Origin of the sequence: Dactylosporangium sp. CA-233914 (genome assembly GCF_050942935.1) — a bacterium.
GTDB lineage: Bacteria > Actinomycetota > Actinomycetes > Mycobacteriales > Micromonosporaceae > Dactylosporangium.
The window spans coordinates 10,515,267-10,530,170 of sequence record NZ_CP192030.1 but is presented as its reverse complement, the minus strand read 5'-3'; the positions used below and the strand labels follow the sequence as shown (position 1 = coordinate 10,530,170).

The 14,904-nt window shown below is 74.4% G+C and carries 17 protein-coding genes; 4 read left to right on the top strand and 13 right to left on the bottom strand.

The window, feature by feature from the left end; all coding sequences use genetic code 11:
- Positions 1-85: 85 nt before the first annotated feature.
- Positions 86-442 (top strand): histone-like nucleoid-structuring protein Lsr2, encoded by a 357-nt coding sequence (locus ACQPY0_RS46690; protein WP_432976181.1) that lies wholly within the window; start codon positions 86-88, stop codon positions 440-442.
- 341 nt (positions 443-783) lie between these two features.
- On the opposite strand, the gene ACQPY0_RS46685 is transcribed toward ACQPY0_RS46690, so the two are convergent.
- The 5 genes from ACQPY0_RS46685 to ACQPY0_RS46665 form a co-directional block, all read right to left on the bottom strand.
- Positions 784-1,203, bottom strand: a complete 420-nt coding sequence (locus ACQPY0_RS46685; protein WP_432976178.1) for an Hsp20/alpha crystallin family protein — start codon at positions 1,201-1,203, stop codon at positions 784-786.
- Between the two features lie 107 nt (positions 1,204-1,310).
- A complete protein-coding gene (locus ACQPY0_RS46680; protein ID WP_432976175.1) occupies positions 1,311-1,922 on the bottom strand; it encodes a response regulator transcription factor in 612 nt (203 codons plus the stop codon).
- Positions 1,919-3,019, bottom strand: a complete 1,101-nt coding sequence (locus tag ACQPY0_RS46675) for a sensor histidine kinase (RefSeq protein WP_432976172.1) — start codon at positions 3,017-3,019, stop codon at positions 1,919-1,921. Before ACQPY0_RS46675 ends, ACQPY0_RS46680 begins: the two co-directional genes overlap by 4 nt.
- A gap of 1 nt (position 3,020) precedes the next feature.
- On the bottom strand, positions 3,021-3,758 hold the full coding sequence (locus ACQPY0_RS46670; RefSeq protein WP_432976169.1) for an ABC transporter permease: 738 nt from the start codon (positions 3,756-3,758) through the stop codon (positions 3,021-3,023).
- A 1-nt stretch (position 3,759) separates the two neighbouring features.
- Positions 3,760-4,641, bottom strand: a complete 882-nt coding sequence (locus ACQPY0_RS46665; protein WP_432976166.1) for an ABC transporter ATP-binding protein — start codon at positions 4,639-4,641, stop codon at positions 3,760-3,762.
- Positions 4,642-4,744: 103 nt separating this feature from the next.
- On the opposite strand from ACQPY0_RS46665, the gene ACQPY0_RS46660 reads away from it, so the two are divergent.
- The gene (locus ACQPY0_RS46660; RefSeq protein ID WP_432976163.1) at positions 4,745-5,626 is read left to right on the top strand and encodes a Dyp-type peroxidase; all 882 of its coding nucleotides are present in this window, start codon (positions 4,745-4,747) and stop codon (positions 5,624-5,626) included.
- Between the two features lie 4 nt (positions 5,627-5,630).
- Here ACQPY0_RS46660 and ACQPY0_RS46655 read toward each other — a convergent pair whose 3' ends face one another.
- From ACQPY0_RS46655 to ACQPY0_RS46645, 3 genes are read right to left on the bottom strand one after another with little or no spacing between them, the layout of a single operon-like run.
- Positions 5,631-7,736 (bottom strand): xanthine dehydrogenase family protein molybdopterin-binding subunit, encoded by a 2,106-nt coding sequence (locus tag ACQPY0_RS46655; RefSeq protein ID WP_432976160.1) that lies wholly within the window; start codon positions 7,734-7,736, stop codon positions 5,631-5,633.
- Positions 7,733-8,710, bottom strand: a complete 978-nt coding sequence (locus ACQPY0_RS46650) for an FAD binding domain-containing protein (RefSeq protein ID WP_432976157.1) — start codon at positions 8,708-8,710, stop codon at positions 7,733-7,735. Before ACQPY0_RS46650 ends, ACQPY0_RS46655 begins: the two co-directional genes overlap by 4 nt.
- Positions 8,707-9,183, bottom strand: coding sequence for a (2Fe-2S)-binding protein (locus ACQPY0_RS46645; RefSeq protein ID WP_432976154.1), 477 nt, complete (start codon positions 9,181-9,183; stop codon positions 8,707-8,709). The genes ACQPY0_RS46650 and ACQPY0_RS46645 overlap by 4 nt, the downstream gene beginning before the upstream one ends.
- A gap of 55 nt (positions 9,184-9,238) precedes the next feature.
- Between ACQPY0_RS46645 and ACQPY0_RS46640 the strand changes: the two genes are divergently transcribed.
- Entirely contained in the window at positions 9,239-10,195 is a 957-nt protein-coding gene (locus ACQPY0_RS46640; RefSeq protein ID WP_432976151.1) for a zinc-binding dehydrogenase, read from the top strand.
- On the opposite strand, the gene ACQPY0_RS46635 is transcribed toward ACQPY0_RS46640, so the two are convergent.
- Positions 10,181-10,606, bottom strand: coding sequence for a rhodanese-like domain-containing protein (locus tag ACQPY0_RS46635; protein ID WP_432976148.1), 426 nt, complete (start codon positions 10,604-10,606; stop codon positions 10,181-10,183). The two genes, ACQPY0_RS46640 and ACQPY0_RS46635, sit on opposite strands and share 15 nt — an antisense overlap.
- Positions 10,607-10,678: 72 nt before the next feature.
- Here ACQPY0_RS46635 and ACQPY0_RS46630 point away from each other — a divergent pair, with 72 nt between their 5' ends.
- Positions 10,679-11,632 (top strand): helix-turn-helix domain-containing protein, encoded by a 954-nt coding sequence (locus ACQPY0_RS46630; RefSeq protein ID WP_432976145.1) that lies wholly within the window; start codon positions 10,679-10,681, stop codon positions 11,630-11,632.
- A gap of 17 nt (positions 11,633-11,649) precedes the next feature.
- Here the strand turns inward: ACQPY0_RS46630 and ACQPY0_RS46625 are convergent, their stop codons facing one another.
- Genes ACQPY0_RS46625 through ACQPY0_RS46610 form a run of 4 tightly spaced genes read right to left on the bottom strand, consistent with a single transcriptional unit; the run spans position 11,650 to position 14,821 of the window.
- Complete coding sequence (locus ACQPY0_RS46625; protein ID WP_432995667.1) at positions 11,650-12,288, bottom strand: maleylpyruvate isomerase N-terminal domain-containing protein; 639 nt, start codon at positions 12,286-12,288, stop codon at positions 11,650-11,652.
- A gap of 19 nt (positions 12,289-12,307) precedes the next feature.
- A complete protein-coding gene (locus ACQPY0_RS46620) occupies positions 12,308-13,261 on the bottom strand; it encodes an ABC transporter ATP-binding protein (protein ID WP_432976142.1) in 954 nt (317 codons plus the stop codon).
- Positions 13,258-14,052, bottom strand: coding sequence for an ABC transporter permease (locus ACQPY0_RS46615; RefSeq protein WP_432976139.1), 795 nt, complete (start codon positions 14,050-14,052; stop codon positions 13,258-13,260). Before ACQPY0_RS46615 ends, ACQPY0_RS46620 begins: the two co-directional genes overlap by 4 nt.
- The gene (locus tag ACQPY0_RS46610; protein WP_432976136.1) at positions 14,045-14,821 is read right to left on the bottom strand and encodes an ABC transporter permease; all 777 of its coding nucleotides are present in this window, start codon (positions 14,819-14,821) and stop codon (positions 14,045-14,047) included. Before ACQPY0_RS46610 ends, ACQPY0_RS46615 begins: the two co-directional genes overlap by 8 nt.
- Positions 14,822-14,904 lie beyond the last annotated feature (83 nt).

Here is a 14,904-nt window from a genome sequence, read left to right as displayed (position 1 = left end):
GGCCGGTGCGCTCAGTGCCGAGATCCGGATCGGTTCCGTACACATCGGTTCTGTACACCTGGGTACCACCGAGGAAAGGCCACTCATGGCAAAACGCGTCATCCACGAGCTGATCGACGACATCGACGGCAAGCCCGCCGCCGAGAGTATTGTCTTCGCGCTCGACGGCGTGCAGTACGAGATCGACCTGTCCGCGACCAATGCAGCCAAGCTGCGCGACGCGGTCGCGCCCTTCGTCGCCGCCGCGACGAAGATCGGCCGCGGTGGCGTGGTCGCCACGTCGCGCGGCCGGGAGGCCCGCGGCCGCAGCGTGACCCGAGGAGACCGCGACCAGAACCGCGCGATTCGCGAATGGGCGCAGGCCAAGGGCATCGAGGTGTCCGACCGGGGCCGCATCAAGCAGGACATCGTCGACCGCTACCACGCCGAGGCCGGTCGCTGATCCCCGGCGCGACGGCGGTGTGAACCCATCGCCGGTTCGACGCGACGCAAAGCGGGCGGGCCCGGGCACACGATTCGTGTGCCCGGGCCCGCCCGCTTTCCATTGCCGGGGCACAGTGCCCCATTGCCGATCGGTCCGGTCGCCTTTCGCCGCCGGGCAAATGCGCCGGACGATCACCGCGGGCGCATCGAGAATGACCGGCTGTGGCGACGCCGATCGATTTCGAATGGGCGCGGAAACGCGACGGCCGCGGCCCGCACGGGGCCGCGGCCGGAACGCGATCGCGGATCAGTCCTCGTCAGGCGCTTTTCGGGGCGCCACCGGTGGATTCGGCCGGGCGTTTACCGCGCGGCGGCGAGCTCGTGCTGCGCCGTGCTGATCTCGATCTTGCGCGGACGGGCCTTCTCGGTCACTGGGATGCTCAGCGTGAGCACGCCGGCGTCGTAGCTGGCCTGCAGGCCCTCGGTGTCCAGGGTGTCGCCCAGGACCAGGCGGCGGGTGACGGTGCCGGTCGGGCGCTCGGCGATGACGCGGCGGACGCCTTCACGATCGGTGCGGGTGCGCTCGGCGCGCACCGTGAGCACGTTGCGGTCGACGGTGGCGTCGATGGTGGCCGGGTCCACGCCGGGCAGGTCGATCTCGACGAAGAAGGTGTCCCCGTCGCGGTAGGCGTCCAGCGGCGCCGTCGTGCGGGTGCCCGCGGTGTTGAAGAGCTGGTCGAACGCATCGAAGGTCCGGAACGGAGCGGTGCGCAGCAACATGATGTAGTCCCCTCCAAGGTTGAGCCCGTGTCGCTCAAGTCGTACAACCGGAGAGGTGCCCAGCCCGTTCCCCTCCCGGACGTGACCTGAGTCACCCTGACTCAACTTTAGGGGAGCCAGCCGTTGGACTGGGCGACGCCGATCGCCTCGATCCGGTTGCGGGTGCCGGTCTTCGTGATCGCCGCCGACAGGTAGTTGCGCACCGTGCTCTCCGACAGGTGCAGCCGCGCCGCGATGTCGGCGACCGTCGAGCCGTCGGCCGCCTCCCGCAGCACCTCGCGCTCGCGATCGGTCAGCGGGTCGGGCCGGGCGGCCAGCGCGGCGGCGGCGAGGTCGGGGTCGAGGACCCGCTCGCCGGCGAGCACCCGGCGCACGGCCGCGGCCAGGGACTCTACTGGCCCGTCCTTGACCAGGAAGCCGCTCGCGCCCGCCTGCATGGCCCGCCGCAGGTACCCGGGCCGCCCGAACGTCGTGAGGATCAGCACCCGGCACCCGGGCAGCCGCCGGCGCAGTTCGGCGGTGGCGGCGATGCCGTCGCCGCCCGGCATCTCGATGTCGAGCAGTGCCACGTCGGGCCGCGCCTGCAGGGCCGCGGGCACCACCGCGTCGCCGCTGCCCACCTGGGCCACGACCTCGATGTCGGGCTCGAGGTCGAGCAGCAGCGCCAGCGCGCCGCGCATCATGCCCTGGTCCTCGGCGAGCAGCACCCGGATCGTCATATGGGCAGCCTCGCAGTCAGCGCGAAGCCGCCCTCCGGCCGGGCCCCCGTCTGCAGGGTGCCGCCGGCCGTGCGCAGGCGCTCGGCCAGCCCGCGCAGGCCGTTGCCCGGCGGGGGCGCCGCCGACGGTGCGAGGTCCCCGTCGTCGGTGACCCGCAGGACCGCCGCCCCGTCGCTCAGGCCGACGGCGATGTCGCAGCGGGCCGCCCCGCTGTGGCGGATCACGTTGGTCGTCGCCTCGCGCACGACCCAGGCCAGCAGCCGGTCGGCGGCGTCGGGCAGCGGGTCAGCGGTGCGCAGCACGCCGGCGGCGATGCCGGCCGCGGCCAGCGCGCCCTTCGCGCGCGTGAGCTCGGCCGTCAGGCCGGTCTCGCGGTAGCCGGTGACCGCCTCGCGGATCTCGACCAGGGCGCGCCGGCCGACCTGCTCGATGTCGGCGGCCTGAGCGGCGGCCGCGGCCGGGTCGCGCTCGGCGATGCGGCGCACCACCTCGGCCTTGACGACGATGACCGACAGGGTGTGGCCGAGCAGGTCGTGCAGGTCGCGGGAGAAGCGCAGCCGCTCCTCGGCGACGGCGGCCTCGGCCAGCGCCTCCCGGGTGCGCTGCAGTTCGCCGATGAGCCGGCCGTGCTGGCGGACCGCGCCGACGAGCAGCGACGACAGGGTGGTGCCGGCCATGACCGCTGCGGCCTGCCACCACGGGACCGCGTGCGCGAACCCGATGACGGCCGTGGTGGCCAGCGCCGCCAGGAGCACGCGGAGCGCGATGACCGGGCGCTCCTGGCCGGCGTACACCGCCATGCCGGCGCACGCGACGAACAGCATCAGCACGAGCCAGTGCCGGCCGTAGACACCGGCCAGTCCGGCGCCGAGCGCGGCCACGCACGCGACGAGGACATGGTGGCGCCGCGTGAGCCGGCCCGACTCGAAGCCCAGGGCGGCGGTGTACACGTAGACCACCTCGAACAGCCCGAGCCCGACGGCCCCGACCGGCGACGTGAGCGCGCCCAGCGGCTCGGCGAGCGGGAACGTCCAGACCGCGACCCAGATGAGCCCCGGGATCGTCGGGCGCGGCCGGCGCTTCACGGCGTTCACCATGTCACAGCACCGCGACGCTGCGCACGCTGCGGCGGAACCCCAGCACCGCCAGGCCCGCGAACGCGGCCATCCACCCGGCGAGCGTCACGACGTCGGTGACGCTCGGGGCACCGCCGAACGCGACCCGCCAGGACATGTCGGCGTAGGCGTGGGTCGGCAGCAGCCGCCCTGCCGAGGCGAGCCAGTCCGGCATGACGTCCAGCGGCAGCCACAGGCCGCCGGCGATCGACAGCCCGAAGTACACCAGGAAGTTCAGCGGCTGCGCCGTCTGTGCCGTGGCGAGGTACCCCATCCCGATGCCGAGCAGTGCGAACGGCAGCGAGCCCAGCCACAGCAGCGGCAGGATCGCCAGCCACTGCCCGGCCCGCAGCTGCACGCCGTTGACGAGCACCGCGGCGCCGCACAGCGCCAGGACGGGCAGCAGCGCCGCCGCCATCGCGGCCAGGCCCTTGCCCAGCACCACCTTGACCGGCGGCAGCGGGGTCAGCCGCAGCTGGCGCAGCCAGCCGATGGAGCGGTCCACGACCAGGCCGGAGGCGTAGTTGAGCAGGGCGCCGATCGCGCCGTAGCCGGCCATGGAGACCATCGTGTACGTCGCGGCGGTCCCCTTGTCCTGCCCGGTGATGGTGTTGAGGTTGGTGAAGAGCAGGTAGCTCAGCAGCGGCATGACCACGGCGAAGATGAGCAGGCCGGGCGTGCGGGCGAGCCGGCGCAGCTCCAGGCGGACGTAGGGCAGCATGTCAGGCCTCGCTGTTCGTGAGCCGGGTCAGGGTGAGGTACGCCTCCTCGAGGCCGGCCCCGGCGACCTCGAGGTCGCGCAGCAGGCCGGCGGCGGCGAGCGCCAGCACGGTGGCGTCGGAGTCGGTGCTGGTCATGACCACCCGCTCGGGCAGGTGCTCGACGGCGGCGACCCCGGGAAGTACCGAATAGTCGTGCTCCTGGGCCGCCACGCTCACGGTGCGCACGCCGACCCGCCGCTTCACCTCGGCCGCGGTGCCGTCGGCGATGACCCGCCCGCGGTCGAGGACCACGATGCGGTCGGCGTTGGCGTCCGCCTCCTGCAGGTAGTGCGTGGAGAACAGGACCGTGCGGCCCTGGTCCGCGTAGCGGCGCATCGCGGCCCAGAACGCGCGGCGGGACTCGACGTCCAGCGCCGCCGTGGGTTCGTCGAGGATCAGCAGGTCGGGCCGGCCGACGAGCGCCATCGCGAAGCGCAGCCGCTGGGCCTGGCCGCCGGAGAGCCGCTCGACGGTCCGCCCCGCCAGGCCGGTGAGGTCGGCGAGCCCGAGCGCCTCGGCGACGGGCATCGGGTGCGGGTACACCTCGTGGAGAAACCGCAGCAGATCACCGACGGTTGAGCGGGGCAGCAGCCCGCCCGCCTGCGGCATCGCCGCGACCCGGCCCGCCGCCACGGCCGTCCGCGGGCTGTCCCCGAAGAGCCGAACGGTGCCGGTGCGCGGCGGTAGCAGCCCCAGCAGCATGAGCAGCGTCGTGGACTTGCCGGCCCCGTTGGGCCCGAGGACCGCGACGACCTCGCCGGCCTCGACGGTGAGCGTGACGTCCTCGACGGCCCGCAGGCTGCCGTACGCGTACGACAGGTTCTGAAGTTCGACGGCGTTCATGGACGTGACGGTAGGTTCGCGGGCCGGCCGCGGGCAGATGCGTCCGTATCGGCTTCGCGGTGACAAATGTCCTGCGGATCCCGGACTCGCTACGATCGGGCGCATGGCACCGACCCCGCAGCCGGGCATCTTCGCGGCGGCCCTGGCCGAGCACGCGTATCTCGAGTTCGACCGGCGCCCGGGCGTCGACGCGCGGGAGCTGTTCGCGGCCCTGACCGCCGTCGGCGAGCCGATGCCCGCCGCCGGCGCGATCAACGTCGTCGTCGGCGTCCGCCCGTCGCTGTGGGAACCGGTCGTCGCCACCGACTTCACCGAGCCGGTGGCCGGCCCCGACGGGTTCACCATGCCGGCGACGCAGCACGACGCGTGGCTGTGGCTGTCCGGCGCCGACCGCACCGCGCTGTTCGACTACACCCGGGCCGCGCTCGCCGTGCTCGACCCGGTCGCGATCTGCGCGAGCGAGGTCTCCGGCTGGGTGTACCACCACGACCGCGACCTGACCGGCTTCATCGACGGCACCGAGAACCCGCCGCGCAGCCTGGCCCCGACCGTCGCCGCGGTCGCCGAGGGCCCGGCCGCCGGCTGCTGCGTGGCGCTGATCCAGCAGTGGCGCCACGACTCCGGCGCGTTCGAGGTGCTCAGCGTCGCCGAGCAGGAGGCCGTCATCGGCCGGACCAAGGCCGACTCGGTCGAGCTCGACGACGCGCACAAGCCGCCGACGTCACACGTGGCGCGCACGGTCATCGAGAAGGACGGCGAGGAGCTGAAGATCTTCCGCCGCAACACCGCCTACGGCTCGGTGCGCGAGCACGGCACGATGTTCGTCGGCTTCTGCGCGCAGCAGTATCCGCTCGCCGAGATGCTGCGCCGCATGGCCGGCGTGGGCGACGGCGTCCGCGACGCCCTGACCCGCTACACCGCCCCGGTTACCGGCGCCTACTACGTGATCCCGCCCGTCGAGGCCCTCGCGCGCCTCGCCCCGTAGCAGCTCATTCCCGCGCGGCGGACAGCAGCACGGCGGGCGTGACGGGCAGGCTCCGCACGCGGATGCCCGTCGCGTGGAACACCGCGTTCGCCACCGCCGCCGCCGCGCCCACGATCCCGATCTCGCCGATGCCCTTCGACCCCATGGGGTTGAGGCGCTCGTCGGTCTCGGGCACGAACTCGACGTCGGCGCGCGGGATGTCGGCGTTGACCGCCACGTGGTACGAGGCCAGGTCCGACGTCACGAAGTCGCCGGTACGCGGGTCGAGCACCGTCTGCTCCAGCAGCGCCATCGACGCGCCCATCGTCATCCCGCCCAGCAGCTGTGAGCGGGCCGTCGTCGGGTTGATGATGCGGCCGGCCGCGAAGACGCCCAGCAGCCGGTCGATGCGCACCTCGCCGGTGGCCGGATCGGCGCGCAGCGCGCAGAACTGAGCCCCGAACGCGTGCCGGGCGTACGCCTCGCGGGCGGCCACGTCGGCGGTGGTGTCGGCGCGCACGCCCACGCCCTCGGGCGGGACCCGGCCGCCGTGGACCTCCTCGATCCGCTCGCGCAGCAGCCGGCACGCCTTGGTGACCGCCCAGCCCCACGACGACGTGCCCATCGAGCCGCCCGCGACCGGCGCCGGGCCGATCGCGCTGTCGCCGACCGTGATCTCGACGCGGTCCTCGGCGACACCGAGCGCGTCCGCGGCGATCTGGCGCATCACCGTGCGGGCGCCGGTGCCGATGTCGGCGGCGTTGACGGCGACCTCGAAGCGGCCGTCGGCCAAGGCCCGCGCGGTCGCCGTCGACGGGAAGGTGATCGCCGGGAACGTGGCCGCGGCGACGCCGGTGCCCAGCAGCCACCGGCCCTCGCGGCGGGCTGCCGGGCGGGGGTCGCGCCCGGCCCAGCCGAAGTGCTCCGCGCCGGTGCGCAGGCACTCGACGAGGTGGCGGCTGCTGAAGGGCAGACCCTCCGCGTCGTGGGTGGCGTCGTTGTCGATGCGCAGCTGTACCGGATCCCAGTGCCCGGCCACCGCCAGCTCGTCGATCGCCGACTCCAGCGCGAACGAGCCCGGGCACTCGCCGGGCCCGCGCATCCAGGTCGGCGGCGGCACGTCGAGGGCGACCACGCGGTGGCTGGTGGTCAGGTTCGGCGGGCGGTACATCACGCGGCTCACCACGGCGCACTGCTCGGTGTACTCGACCAGCCGCGACGTCTGGGTGATCGACTCGTGCCCGAGCGCCATCAGCCGGCCGTCGGCGTCGGCGCCGAGGCGGACGCGCTGGATGCTCGGAGTGCGATACCCGGCCAGCGCGAACGTCGCCGGCCGGCTCAGCGCCAGCGTGACCGGCCGGCCGACGACCCGGGCGGCCATCGCGGCCAGCACCGCGTTGGGCTTCGGCGCCCCCTTGGCCCCGAAGCCCCCGCCCACGTGCTCGTTGTGCACCCGGACCAGCTGCGGTGGCAGCTCGAAGAGGGCGGCGAGCGTGTCCTGCACGTCGGAGGAGGCCTGGGTCGCGTCGAACACGACGAGCCCGCCGCCCTCCCACAACGCCGTCGTCGCGTGCGGCTCCATCGCGTTGTGATGTTCGGTCGGCGTGCGGTACGTCGCGTCGACGCGCACCTCGGCGGCGGCGAACCCGGTGTCGAAGTCGCCGGTGTCGACCCGCCCGGGGTAGCCGGCGTTGACGACCGCGGGCTCGTAGAGGCCGGGATGCCCGTCGCGCAGCACGGTGTCCGATGCGGACACCTCCGCCCGTACGTCCACCAGGTCCGCGCCCTCCCGGGCCCGCTCCAGCGCCGTGGCCACCACGAGCGCCACGACCTGGCCGTAGTAGGCGACCTCCGGCGACTGCAGGACCAGCAGGGCCGGGTCGCCGCCGCGAGCCAGCCGGGGCGCGTTGGCGTGCCACAGCACCCCGAGGACGCCGTCGACGGCGAGCGCGGCCGAGGTGTCCACCGTGGACACCCGGCCGCGGGCGAACGCCGCGTGGACCGGCCAGGCGTAGACAGTTCCGGGGAAGTGGCGGTCCGCGGCGTAGCGGGCCTGCCCGGTCACCTTCTCCCGCGCCTCCAGCCGCGGCTGGGCCGCGCCGGCACGGGTCGTCGGCTGCAGCATCGTCATGGCGTCATCTCCAGCAGCACCTCGACGGTCAGGTTGCGCAGCAGCGGCACCTTGTACGCGTTGTCGCGCAGCGGCCGCGCCCCGGCGAGCTCGGCCTCGGCGGCCCGCGCGTAGCTCTCGGCGGTGGCCGGCGCGCCGCGCAGGGCCCGCTCCGCCGCCCAGCACCGCCACGGCAGGTGCGCGACCGCGCCCCAGGCGAGCCGCACGTCGTGCACGACCCCGTCGCGCACGTCGAGTGCGGCCGCGACCGAGCCGGCCGCGAACGCGAACGACGCCCGGTCGCGGACCTTGCGGTACCTGGAGGCGGCCGCGATCGGCAGCTCCGGCAGCGCGACCGCGGTGATGAGCGCCCCGTGCGGCAGGTTGGTGTCCCGGTCCGGCCGGTCGCCGGGGCGGCGGAAGAAGTCGTGGACGCTGATCGCGGCTGGGCCGTGCGGGCCCAGGTACTGCACCGAGGCGTCCATGATGGACAGCGCCACCGCCAGGTCGGACGGGTTGGTGGCGATGCACTGCGGCGAGGCGCCCAGGATCGCCAGATCGTGATGCTCGCCGTCGCGGGCCGCGCAGCCGGTGCCCGGCACCCGCTTGGCGCACGCCTTCGTGAGGTCCTGGAAGTACCGGCACCGCGTGCGCTGCAGCAGGTTGCCGGCGACCGTGGCGCGGTTGCGCAACTGCCCGGACGCGCCGGCCAGCACGGCCTGCGACACGGCCGGGTACGCCGCCTCGACCGCCGGGTGCACGGCCAGGTCGGTGTTGGACACCAGCGCCCCGATGTATAGCCCGCCGCCGGGCGGCTCCTCGATGTCGCGGTACGGCAGGCCACCGAGGTCCACCAGGACCTCCGGCGTCGCCACGCCGAGCTTCATGAGGTCGACGAGGTTCGTGCCGCCGGCCAGGTACTCGGTGCCGGGCCGGGCCATGGTCGCGAGCGCCCCCTCGGCGTCGGCGGCCCGTTCGTAGCCAAATGGTTTCATGACGCCGCCGCCACCTCGTAGACGGCCGCGGCGATGTGCACGTAGGCGCCGCAGCGGCAGATGTTGCCGCTCATCGCCTCCCGCACCGCCGCCGGCGACGCCGTCTCCTGCGGGGTGAGCCCGACCGCCGAGCAGATCTGGCCCGGCGTGCAGAAGCCGCACTGCATCGCGTCGAAGTCGATGAACGCCTCCTGCATCGGGTGCAGTCCGTCCCCGGCGCTGAGGCCCTCCACCGTCGTCACCGCCGAGCCCTCCACCGAGCAGGCCAGCAGCAGGCAGCTCACCACCCGGCGGCCGTCCAGCAGTACCGTGCAGGCGCCGCATTGGCCCTGGTCGCAGCCCTTCTTCGCCCCCGGCAGGTCCAGGTGCTCGCGCAGCGTGTCCAGCAGTGTCGTGCGGTTGTCCAGTCGTAGCTTGTGCTCTTCGCCGTTGACGCGCAGCGTCACGTCGGTCTCGGTTCGTGTCGTGCCCACGGCGCCGCGTTACCCGCCTTGACATGAACCATGCTTGAGGTTCGAGGGTGGTTTCATGCGCGCGATAGAGGTGGCCCGCTTCGGTGGACCCGAGGTGCTCGTCCCCGTCGATGCCCCGGACCCGTTCCCCGGCCCCGGCCAGGTGCTCCTCGACGTGACGGTCGCCGACACCCTGTGGCTGGAGACGATGGTGCGCGCGGGCACCGGGGGCGCGCACTTCCCGGTCGAGCCGCCCTACCGCCCCGGCGTCGGCGTCGCCGGCACGGTGTTCACGGTGGGCAGCGGCGTCGCTCCACAGTGGATCGGCCGGCGGGTGCTCGCCCGCACCGGGCACGCCGGCGGCGGATACGCGACCCGGGCCCTCGCCGCCGCCGAGGGGCTGGTGCCGATCCCCGACACCGTCGAGGACCTCGCCGCCGCGGCCGTCCTGCACGACGGCGTCACCGCCCTGGCGCTGCTCGACGTCGTCCCCGTCCGCGCCGGCGACCGGGTCCTGGTCACCGCGGCCGCCGGCGGCCTGGGCGCGATCCTGGTCCAGCTGGCCCGGGCGCAGGGTGCGACGGTGGTGGCCGCGGCCCGGGGCGAGGCCAAGCTGCAGCGCCTGCGGGCGCTCGGCGCCGATGAGGTCGTGGACTATTCGCGGCCCGGCTGGGCCGATGCCGTCGAGCCGGTCGACGCGGTCTTCGACGGCGCCGGCGGCGACTACGGCCGGGCGGCGTTCGAGCTGGTCAAGCCCGGCGGCCGGTTCTCCGGCCACGGCGCGCCCGGCGGCGGCTTCGTCGCCGAGCCGGACCGCGCCCGCGCCCGCGGGATCACCGCGACCGGGATCGCGGACGTCCAGCTGCGGCCCGAGCGGCACCGCGCCTACCTCGGCCGGGCGCTGGCCGCCGTGGCCGAGCGGCGCTTCACGCCGCTGATCGGGCAGGTGTACCAGCTCGACGAGGCCCCCGCCGCGCACCGCGGGATCGAGCAGCGCACCGCGATCGGCAAGACGCTCTTAGCAGTCGCATGAGACCGTCCACCGCGGGGCGGTGAGCTCGTCGGCGGGGCGGCGCTGCGGGCCGGCCGGCGTCTCGAACTCCAGGCCCTCGCGCACCCAGTACTCGAACCCGCCGAGCATCTCGCGCACCCGGTAGCCGAGCTTCGCGAACTCCAGCGCGGCCCGGGTCGCGCCGTTGCAGCCGGGGCCCCAGCAGTACGTCACCACGTCCGCGCCCGCGGGGACCAGCTGTGCGGCACGGTGCGCGATGTCCGCGGTCGGCAGGTGCAGCGCGCCCGGGAGGTGCCCCTGCGCCCAGGCCCGCGCCCCGCGCGAGTCGACCACGACGAGGCCGCCGGCACCGGCGCTGAGGGCGGCGTGCACGTCGCTGACATCGGTTTCGAAGGTGAGGCGGGCGGTGAAGTGCTCGATCGCGTTCGTCATGCCGTGCAGCATGAGCCGGATACGGTACCGCATGACAGTGGCGAAATCGCCGCTGTTCGCTAACATCTCGCCATGCACGTCGCGGTCCTGGCCTTCGACGGCATGTCCCTGTTCGAGAGCGGCATCGTCACCGAGGTCTTCGGGCTGGCCCGCCCCGAGCTGGACGTCCCGTGGTACACCCTGACGATCTGCGCCCCGACGCCGGACCCGGTCCCGGTCCTCGGCGGCGCGACGCTCACCGCCCCGGCCGGCCTGGCGGAGCTGGCCGCCGCCGACACGGTCATCGTCCCCGGCGTGCAGAGCGTCCACGCCGACCCGCCCCCGCCGGTCCTCGACGCCCTGCGGTCGGCTCACGCCCGGGGCGCGCGCGTGCTGTCCATCTGCTCCGGCGCCTTCGCCCTGGCCGCCGCCGGGCTGCTCGACGGCCGCCGGGCCACCACCCACTGGCGCTACGCCGAGGTCTTCCGCGCCCGCTTCCCGCACGTCGACCTGGACCCGCGGGTGCTCTACCTGGCCGAGGGCGACGTGTGGACGAGCGCCGGCAGCGCGGCGGGCATCGACCTGTGCCTGCACCTGATCCGCACCGACCACGGTGCCGCGGTCGCCAACGCGGTGGCCCGCCGCCTGGTGGTCCAGCCCCACCGCGACGGCGGCCAGGCCCAGTTCATCGAGTCCCCGATGCCCGCGTCCGGCGGGACCGACGACCGGATCGCCGCGAGCCTGGCCTGGGCCCTGGCCCACCTGCGCGACCCGCTGAGCCTGCCCGTGCTGGCCCACCAGGCGCACATGTCGCCGCGCACGTACCTTCGCCACTTCACCCGGGCGACGGGCACCAGCCCGATCCGCTGGGTCCTGCACCAGCGCATCCAGGCCAGCCTGGCCCTGCTTGAGACGACCGACACGCCGATCGAGCGGATCGCGGCGGCGGTGGGCTTCGACACCGCGGTGACGTTCCGTCACCACTTCACCAACGCGATGCGTACGTCCCCGTCGGCCTACCGCCAGGCGTTCCGGGCCCGCGAGTAGCCGCGCCGGGAGCCGCGTCAGCCGCGTTCGGCGAGGGGGCGGCCGTCCCAGCGCCACGTCGTGGGCGTCGCGTGGCCGGGCAGCTCGATGCGGCCGGTCGCCCACAGCAGGACCTGCCACGGGTCGTCGTGCGCCGGGAGGCGATCGGGCACGCCGGGGAAGAGGCGGTCCAGGACCGCCCGGCACAGCTGCGCCGGCGGGTTCCAGGGCCGCTCCACGGTGTCGGCGACGTCCCAGGCGTGGACCAGGACCTCGACCACGCCCATGGCGGCGAAGCCCTCGGGGTCACTGACGCCGTACGGGTGCCAGCCGCGGCGGGCCGGCGGGGCCGCGTCCACCACGCCGGCCAGCATCGCGCCGCAGGCCTCCAGGGCGCGCAGCAGGGCCAGGGTGCCGCCCTTGCGCTCGACGAAAATGGTGTTCGGCGGGCCGCCCTCGCGCAGCGCGCGGTAGACGAACGGCACGTAGGAGTCCCGGGGGCTGTCCTCGGCGGCGATCTGGCCCGCGTAGGCGAACAGGTCGTCCGCCGTGTGCTCCATCGTCTCCCAGCAGGTCCAGGACAGGGTGCCGGCCGGGCGGTCCCAGCCGTCGTCGGCGACGTCGGCGAACGCCGTCCGCACCAGGGACACCGCGCGCAGGACATCCGAGCCGTGCATCGTCACGCTTCCGACGCTACTAGCCCGGAGCCGGTTTTCGAACGGCATTCTGGCGGGTCTGGAGGTCTTGGGAGTACAGCCGGCGCACCACCGCCTCGATGTCGGGCTCCTCGATGGTCAGGTCGTGCACGCCGGCGGTGGGCGCGACCGACGCCAGGATGGCCGCCACCGTCGTCGTGCCCGGCGCGAACGACAGGCGCTGGCGCAGGCCGCCCCCCTCCACGCCGACCAGCCGCGTGCCGGGGACCGCGTCCAGGGGCGGGGCCTGCTCGGTCAGGTCGAGCACCAGGATGCGCTCGGCGCCGACCTCGCGGGCCAGGCCGTCGAGGGTGCCGTCGAAGGCGAGGCGGCCGTGGTCGACGACCAGGAGGCGGTCGGTCAGGCGGCGTACGTCGCCCATGTCGTGCGTGGCCAGCAGCAGGCTCGTGCCGGCCGCGGCCCGCTGCTCCAGCAGGAACGCCCGCAGCCGCTCCTTGCTCAGCACGTCCAGGCCGATCGTCGGCTCGTCGAGGATCAGCAGCTCCGGCGCGTGCAGCAGCGCCGCCGCGACCTCGCCGCGGATGCGCTGGCCCAGGGAGAGCTGGCGGACGGGAGTGTCCAGAAAGGACGTCAGGTCCAGGCGCTCGGCCAGCTCGGCCAGGCGCGGGCGGTGATCGAGGCGGTGGATCGCGCCCAGCGCGCGGTACGAGTCGCGCAGCGGCAGGTCCCACCACAGCTGGCTGCGCTGGCCGAAGACCACGCCGATGCGCCGGGCCAGGCGGCGGCGCTGGCGCATCGGCTCCAGGCCGCACGTGCGCACGCGGCCGGCCGTGGGGCGCAGGATGCCGGTCAGCATCTTGATGGTGGTGGACTTGCCGGCGCCGTTCGCCCCGATGTACCCGACCGCCGCGCCCCGCTGGATGCCGAACGTGAGCCCGTCGACGGCGACGACCTTGCCGAAGCTCCGCCGCAGGCCCTCGACCTCGATGATCATGACCCCGCCCCCCTGTAACGCCGCAGGCCCGATCGCCAGCCCAGCAGTGCCACGACCCACAGCGCCGCCGCGGCCGCCGGCGAGCACCAGCCGATCCACTGCGGAAGCCCGTCCGGCACCGGCAGCCGCAGCAGGGTGAGCGCCGGCAGATACGCGACGAACGCCGTCGGCACCACGAACGTGAACAGCACCCGCAGCGGGTCCGGGTAGACGGTCGCCGGGAACTGCGCCGCGTACTGTCCACCGTAGACGAACGACGAGGTGATGTCGGCGCCGTCGACGAGCCGGAACTGCACCGCCGCCGCGAGGGTGAACAGCGCCGCGAATATGGCCGCGCCCGAGAGCACCGTGAGCGCGAGCAGCGCCGCGTTCGCCGCGCTCCAGTGGATGCCGAGCCGGGCGAGCAGCACCGCCGCGATGACCGCGCCGGCGGCGGTCCGCCCGAGCCGGCGCAGCGACAGCTCCGCGGTGATGAGCTGTGGCAGGACCGGCAGCGGGCGCAGCAGGAACGCGTCGAGCGTGCCGGTGCGCAGATACGCCGGCAGCGCGTCGAGGTGGCCGAAGAACAGGTCGGCCAGACTCATCGACACGTGCCCGAGCGCGAAGACGAGCAGCCCCGCACGCAACGTCAGCCCGCCCAGCGCCGGCACGTTGGCGAACACGACGTACAGCTCGCACACGCCGCTGACCGTGGCGCCCACGCTCGCCAGCAGCTCGATGGCGAACGAGCCGCGATAGACGGTCTGCGCCCGCATGTGCAGGCGCGCCAGCACCAGATACGGCTCAGCCACCCTGGACCACCAGCTTTCGCGCGCCGAGGGCGAACCCGGCCCGCCCGAGCGCGAGCAGGCCGATCAGCCACAGCAGCTGCAGCAGTACCGCCTGTGCCCCCGCCCGTCCCATCAGCACGTCGATGGGCGCCTGCAGCATCGACGGGAACGGCGTCGCGGCGGCGAGCGCGGCCAGCCAGCCCGGGAACCAGTGCACCGGCACCACGAGTCCACACAGGACACCGCTGAGCACCAGGTACAGCGTCATCGGCCCGCGCAGGTCCAGCAGCCAGAACGCGCTGAGGTTGACCAGCCACCGGCACGCGAACGACAGCGCGGCGGCCAGCACGACGCTGGCCAGCCCGAGCGCGTACGGCGCCACGGCGTGCGGCAGGGCCAGCCCCGTCGCCAGCAGCCCGACGGCCATCGGCGGCAGGCCCCGCGGCAGCAGCGAGAACGCGGCCCGGCCGAGGTCCGCGGCGAGGTAGGACAGCAGCGGATCGGCCGGGCGGGCCAGGTCGATCGCGATGTCGCCGGTGCGGATGCGCTGCGCAAGTTCGGTCCATGTGAACAGCTGGACGGGGCCGATGAGGGCCTGGCCCAGCCACACGTACGTGGCCGACGTCGTCGCGTCGTACCCCGCGAGCGCGCCGCCGGCGCCGGCGACGACCGCGGCCATGACCGCCGAGCGGATCAGCCCGAAGACGCAGTTGGTGAAGGCGCCGCCGAGCGCCGCGGCGCGGTACGCCGACCATCGCCGGAAGCCCAGGACGAACAGGGTCGCGTACACGAGTACGGCAGCCTAGCGGCCGGCCGGGGCCACGGCACCGGATTTCGGCCGTCCGGTGCCCGCGCGGGCCGCGCGGGCCGTCC

What these genes read in the sequence shown, in the direction of transcription:
- ACQPY0_RS46650 (WP_432976157.1), bottom strand. Translation starts at nt 8,710, where the DNA reads ATGAAACCATTTGGCTACGAACGGGCCGCCGACGCCGAGGGGGCGCTC.
- ACQPY0_RS46670 (WP_432976169.1), bottom strand. Translation starts at nt 3,758, where the DNA reads ATGCTGCCCTACGTCCGCCTGGAGCTGCGCCGGCTCGCCCGCACGCCC.
- ACQPY0_RS46655 (WP_432976160.1), bottom strand. Translation starts at nt 7,736, where the DNA reads ATGACGATGCTGCAGCCGACGACCCGTGCCGGCGCGGCCCAGCCGCGG.
- ACQPY0_RS46685 (WP_432976178.1), bottom strand. Translation starts at nt 1,203, where the DNA reads ATGTTGCTGCGCACCGCTCCGTTCCGGACCTTCGATGCGTTCGACCAG.
- ACQPY0_RS46665 (WP_432976166.1), bottom strand. Translation starts at nt 4,641, where the DNA reads ATGAACGCCGTCGAACTTCAGAACCTGTCGTACGCGTACGGCAGCCTG.
- ACQPY0_RS46635 (WP_432976148.1), bottom strand. Translation starts at nt 10,606, where the DNA reads ATGACGAACGCGATCGAGCACTTCACCGCCCGCCTCACCTTCGAAACC.
- ACQPY0_RS46640 (WP_432976151.1), top strand. Translation starts at nt 9,239, where the DNA reads ATGCGCGCGATAGAGGTGGCCCGCTTCGGTGGACCCGAGGTGCTCGTC.
- ACQPY0_RS46620 (WP_432976142.1), bottom strand. Translation starts at nt 13,261, where the DNA reads ATGATCATCGAGGTCGAGGGCCTGCGGCGGAGCTTCGGCAAGGTCGTC.
- ACQPY0_RS46660 (WP_432976163.1), top strand. Translation starts at nt 4,745, where the DNA reads ATGGCACCGACCCCGCAGCCGGGCATCTTCGCGGCGGCCCTGGCCGAG.
- ACQPY0_RS46690 (WP_432976181.1), top strand. Translation starts at nt 86, where the DNA reads ATGGCAAAACGCGTCATCCACGAGCTGATCGACGACATCGACGGCAAG.
- ACQPY0_RS46630 (WP_432976145.1), top strand. Translation starts at nt 10,679, where the DNA reads ATGCACGTCGCGGTCCTGGCCTTCGACGGCATGTCCCTGTTCGAGAGC.
- ACQPY0_RS46625 (WP_432995667.1), bottom strand. Translation starts at nt 12,288, where the DNA reads ATGCACGGCTCGGATGTCCTGCGCGCGGTGTCCCTGGTGCGGACGGCG.
- ACQPY0_RS46675 (WP_432976172.1), bottom strand. Translation starts at nt 3,019, where the DNA reads ATGGTGAACGCCGTGAAGCGCCGGCCGCGCCCGACGATCCCGGGGCTC.
- ACQPY0_RS46680 (WP_432976175.1), bottom strand. Translation starts at nt 1,922, where the DNA reads ATGACGATCCGGGTGCTGCTCGCCGAGGACCAGGGCATGATGCGCGGC.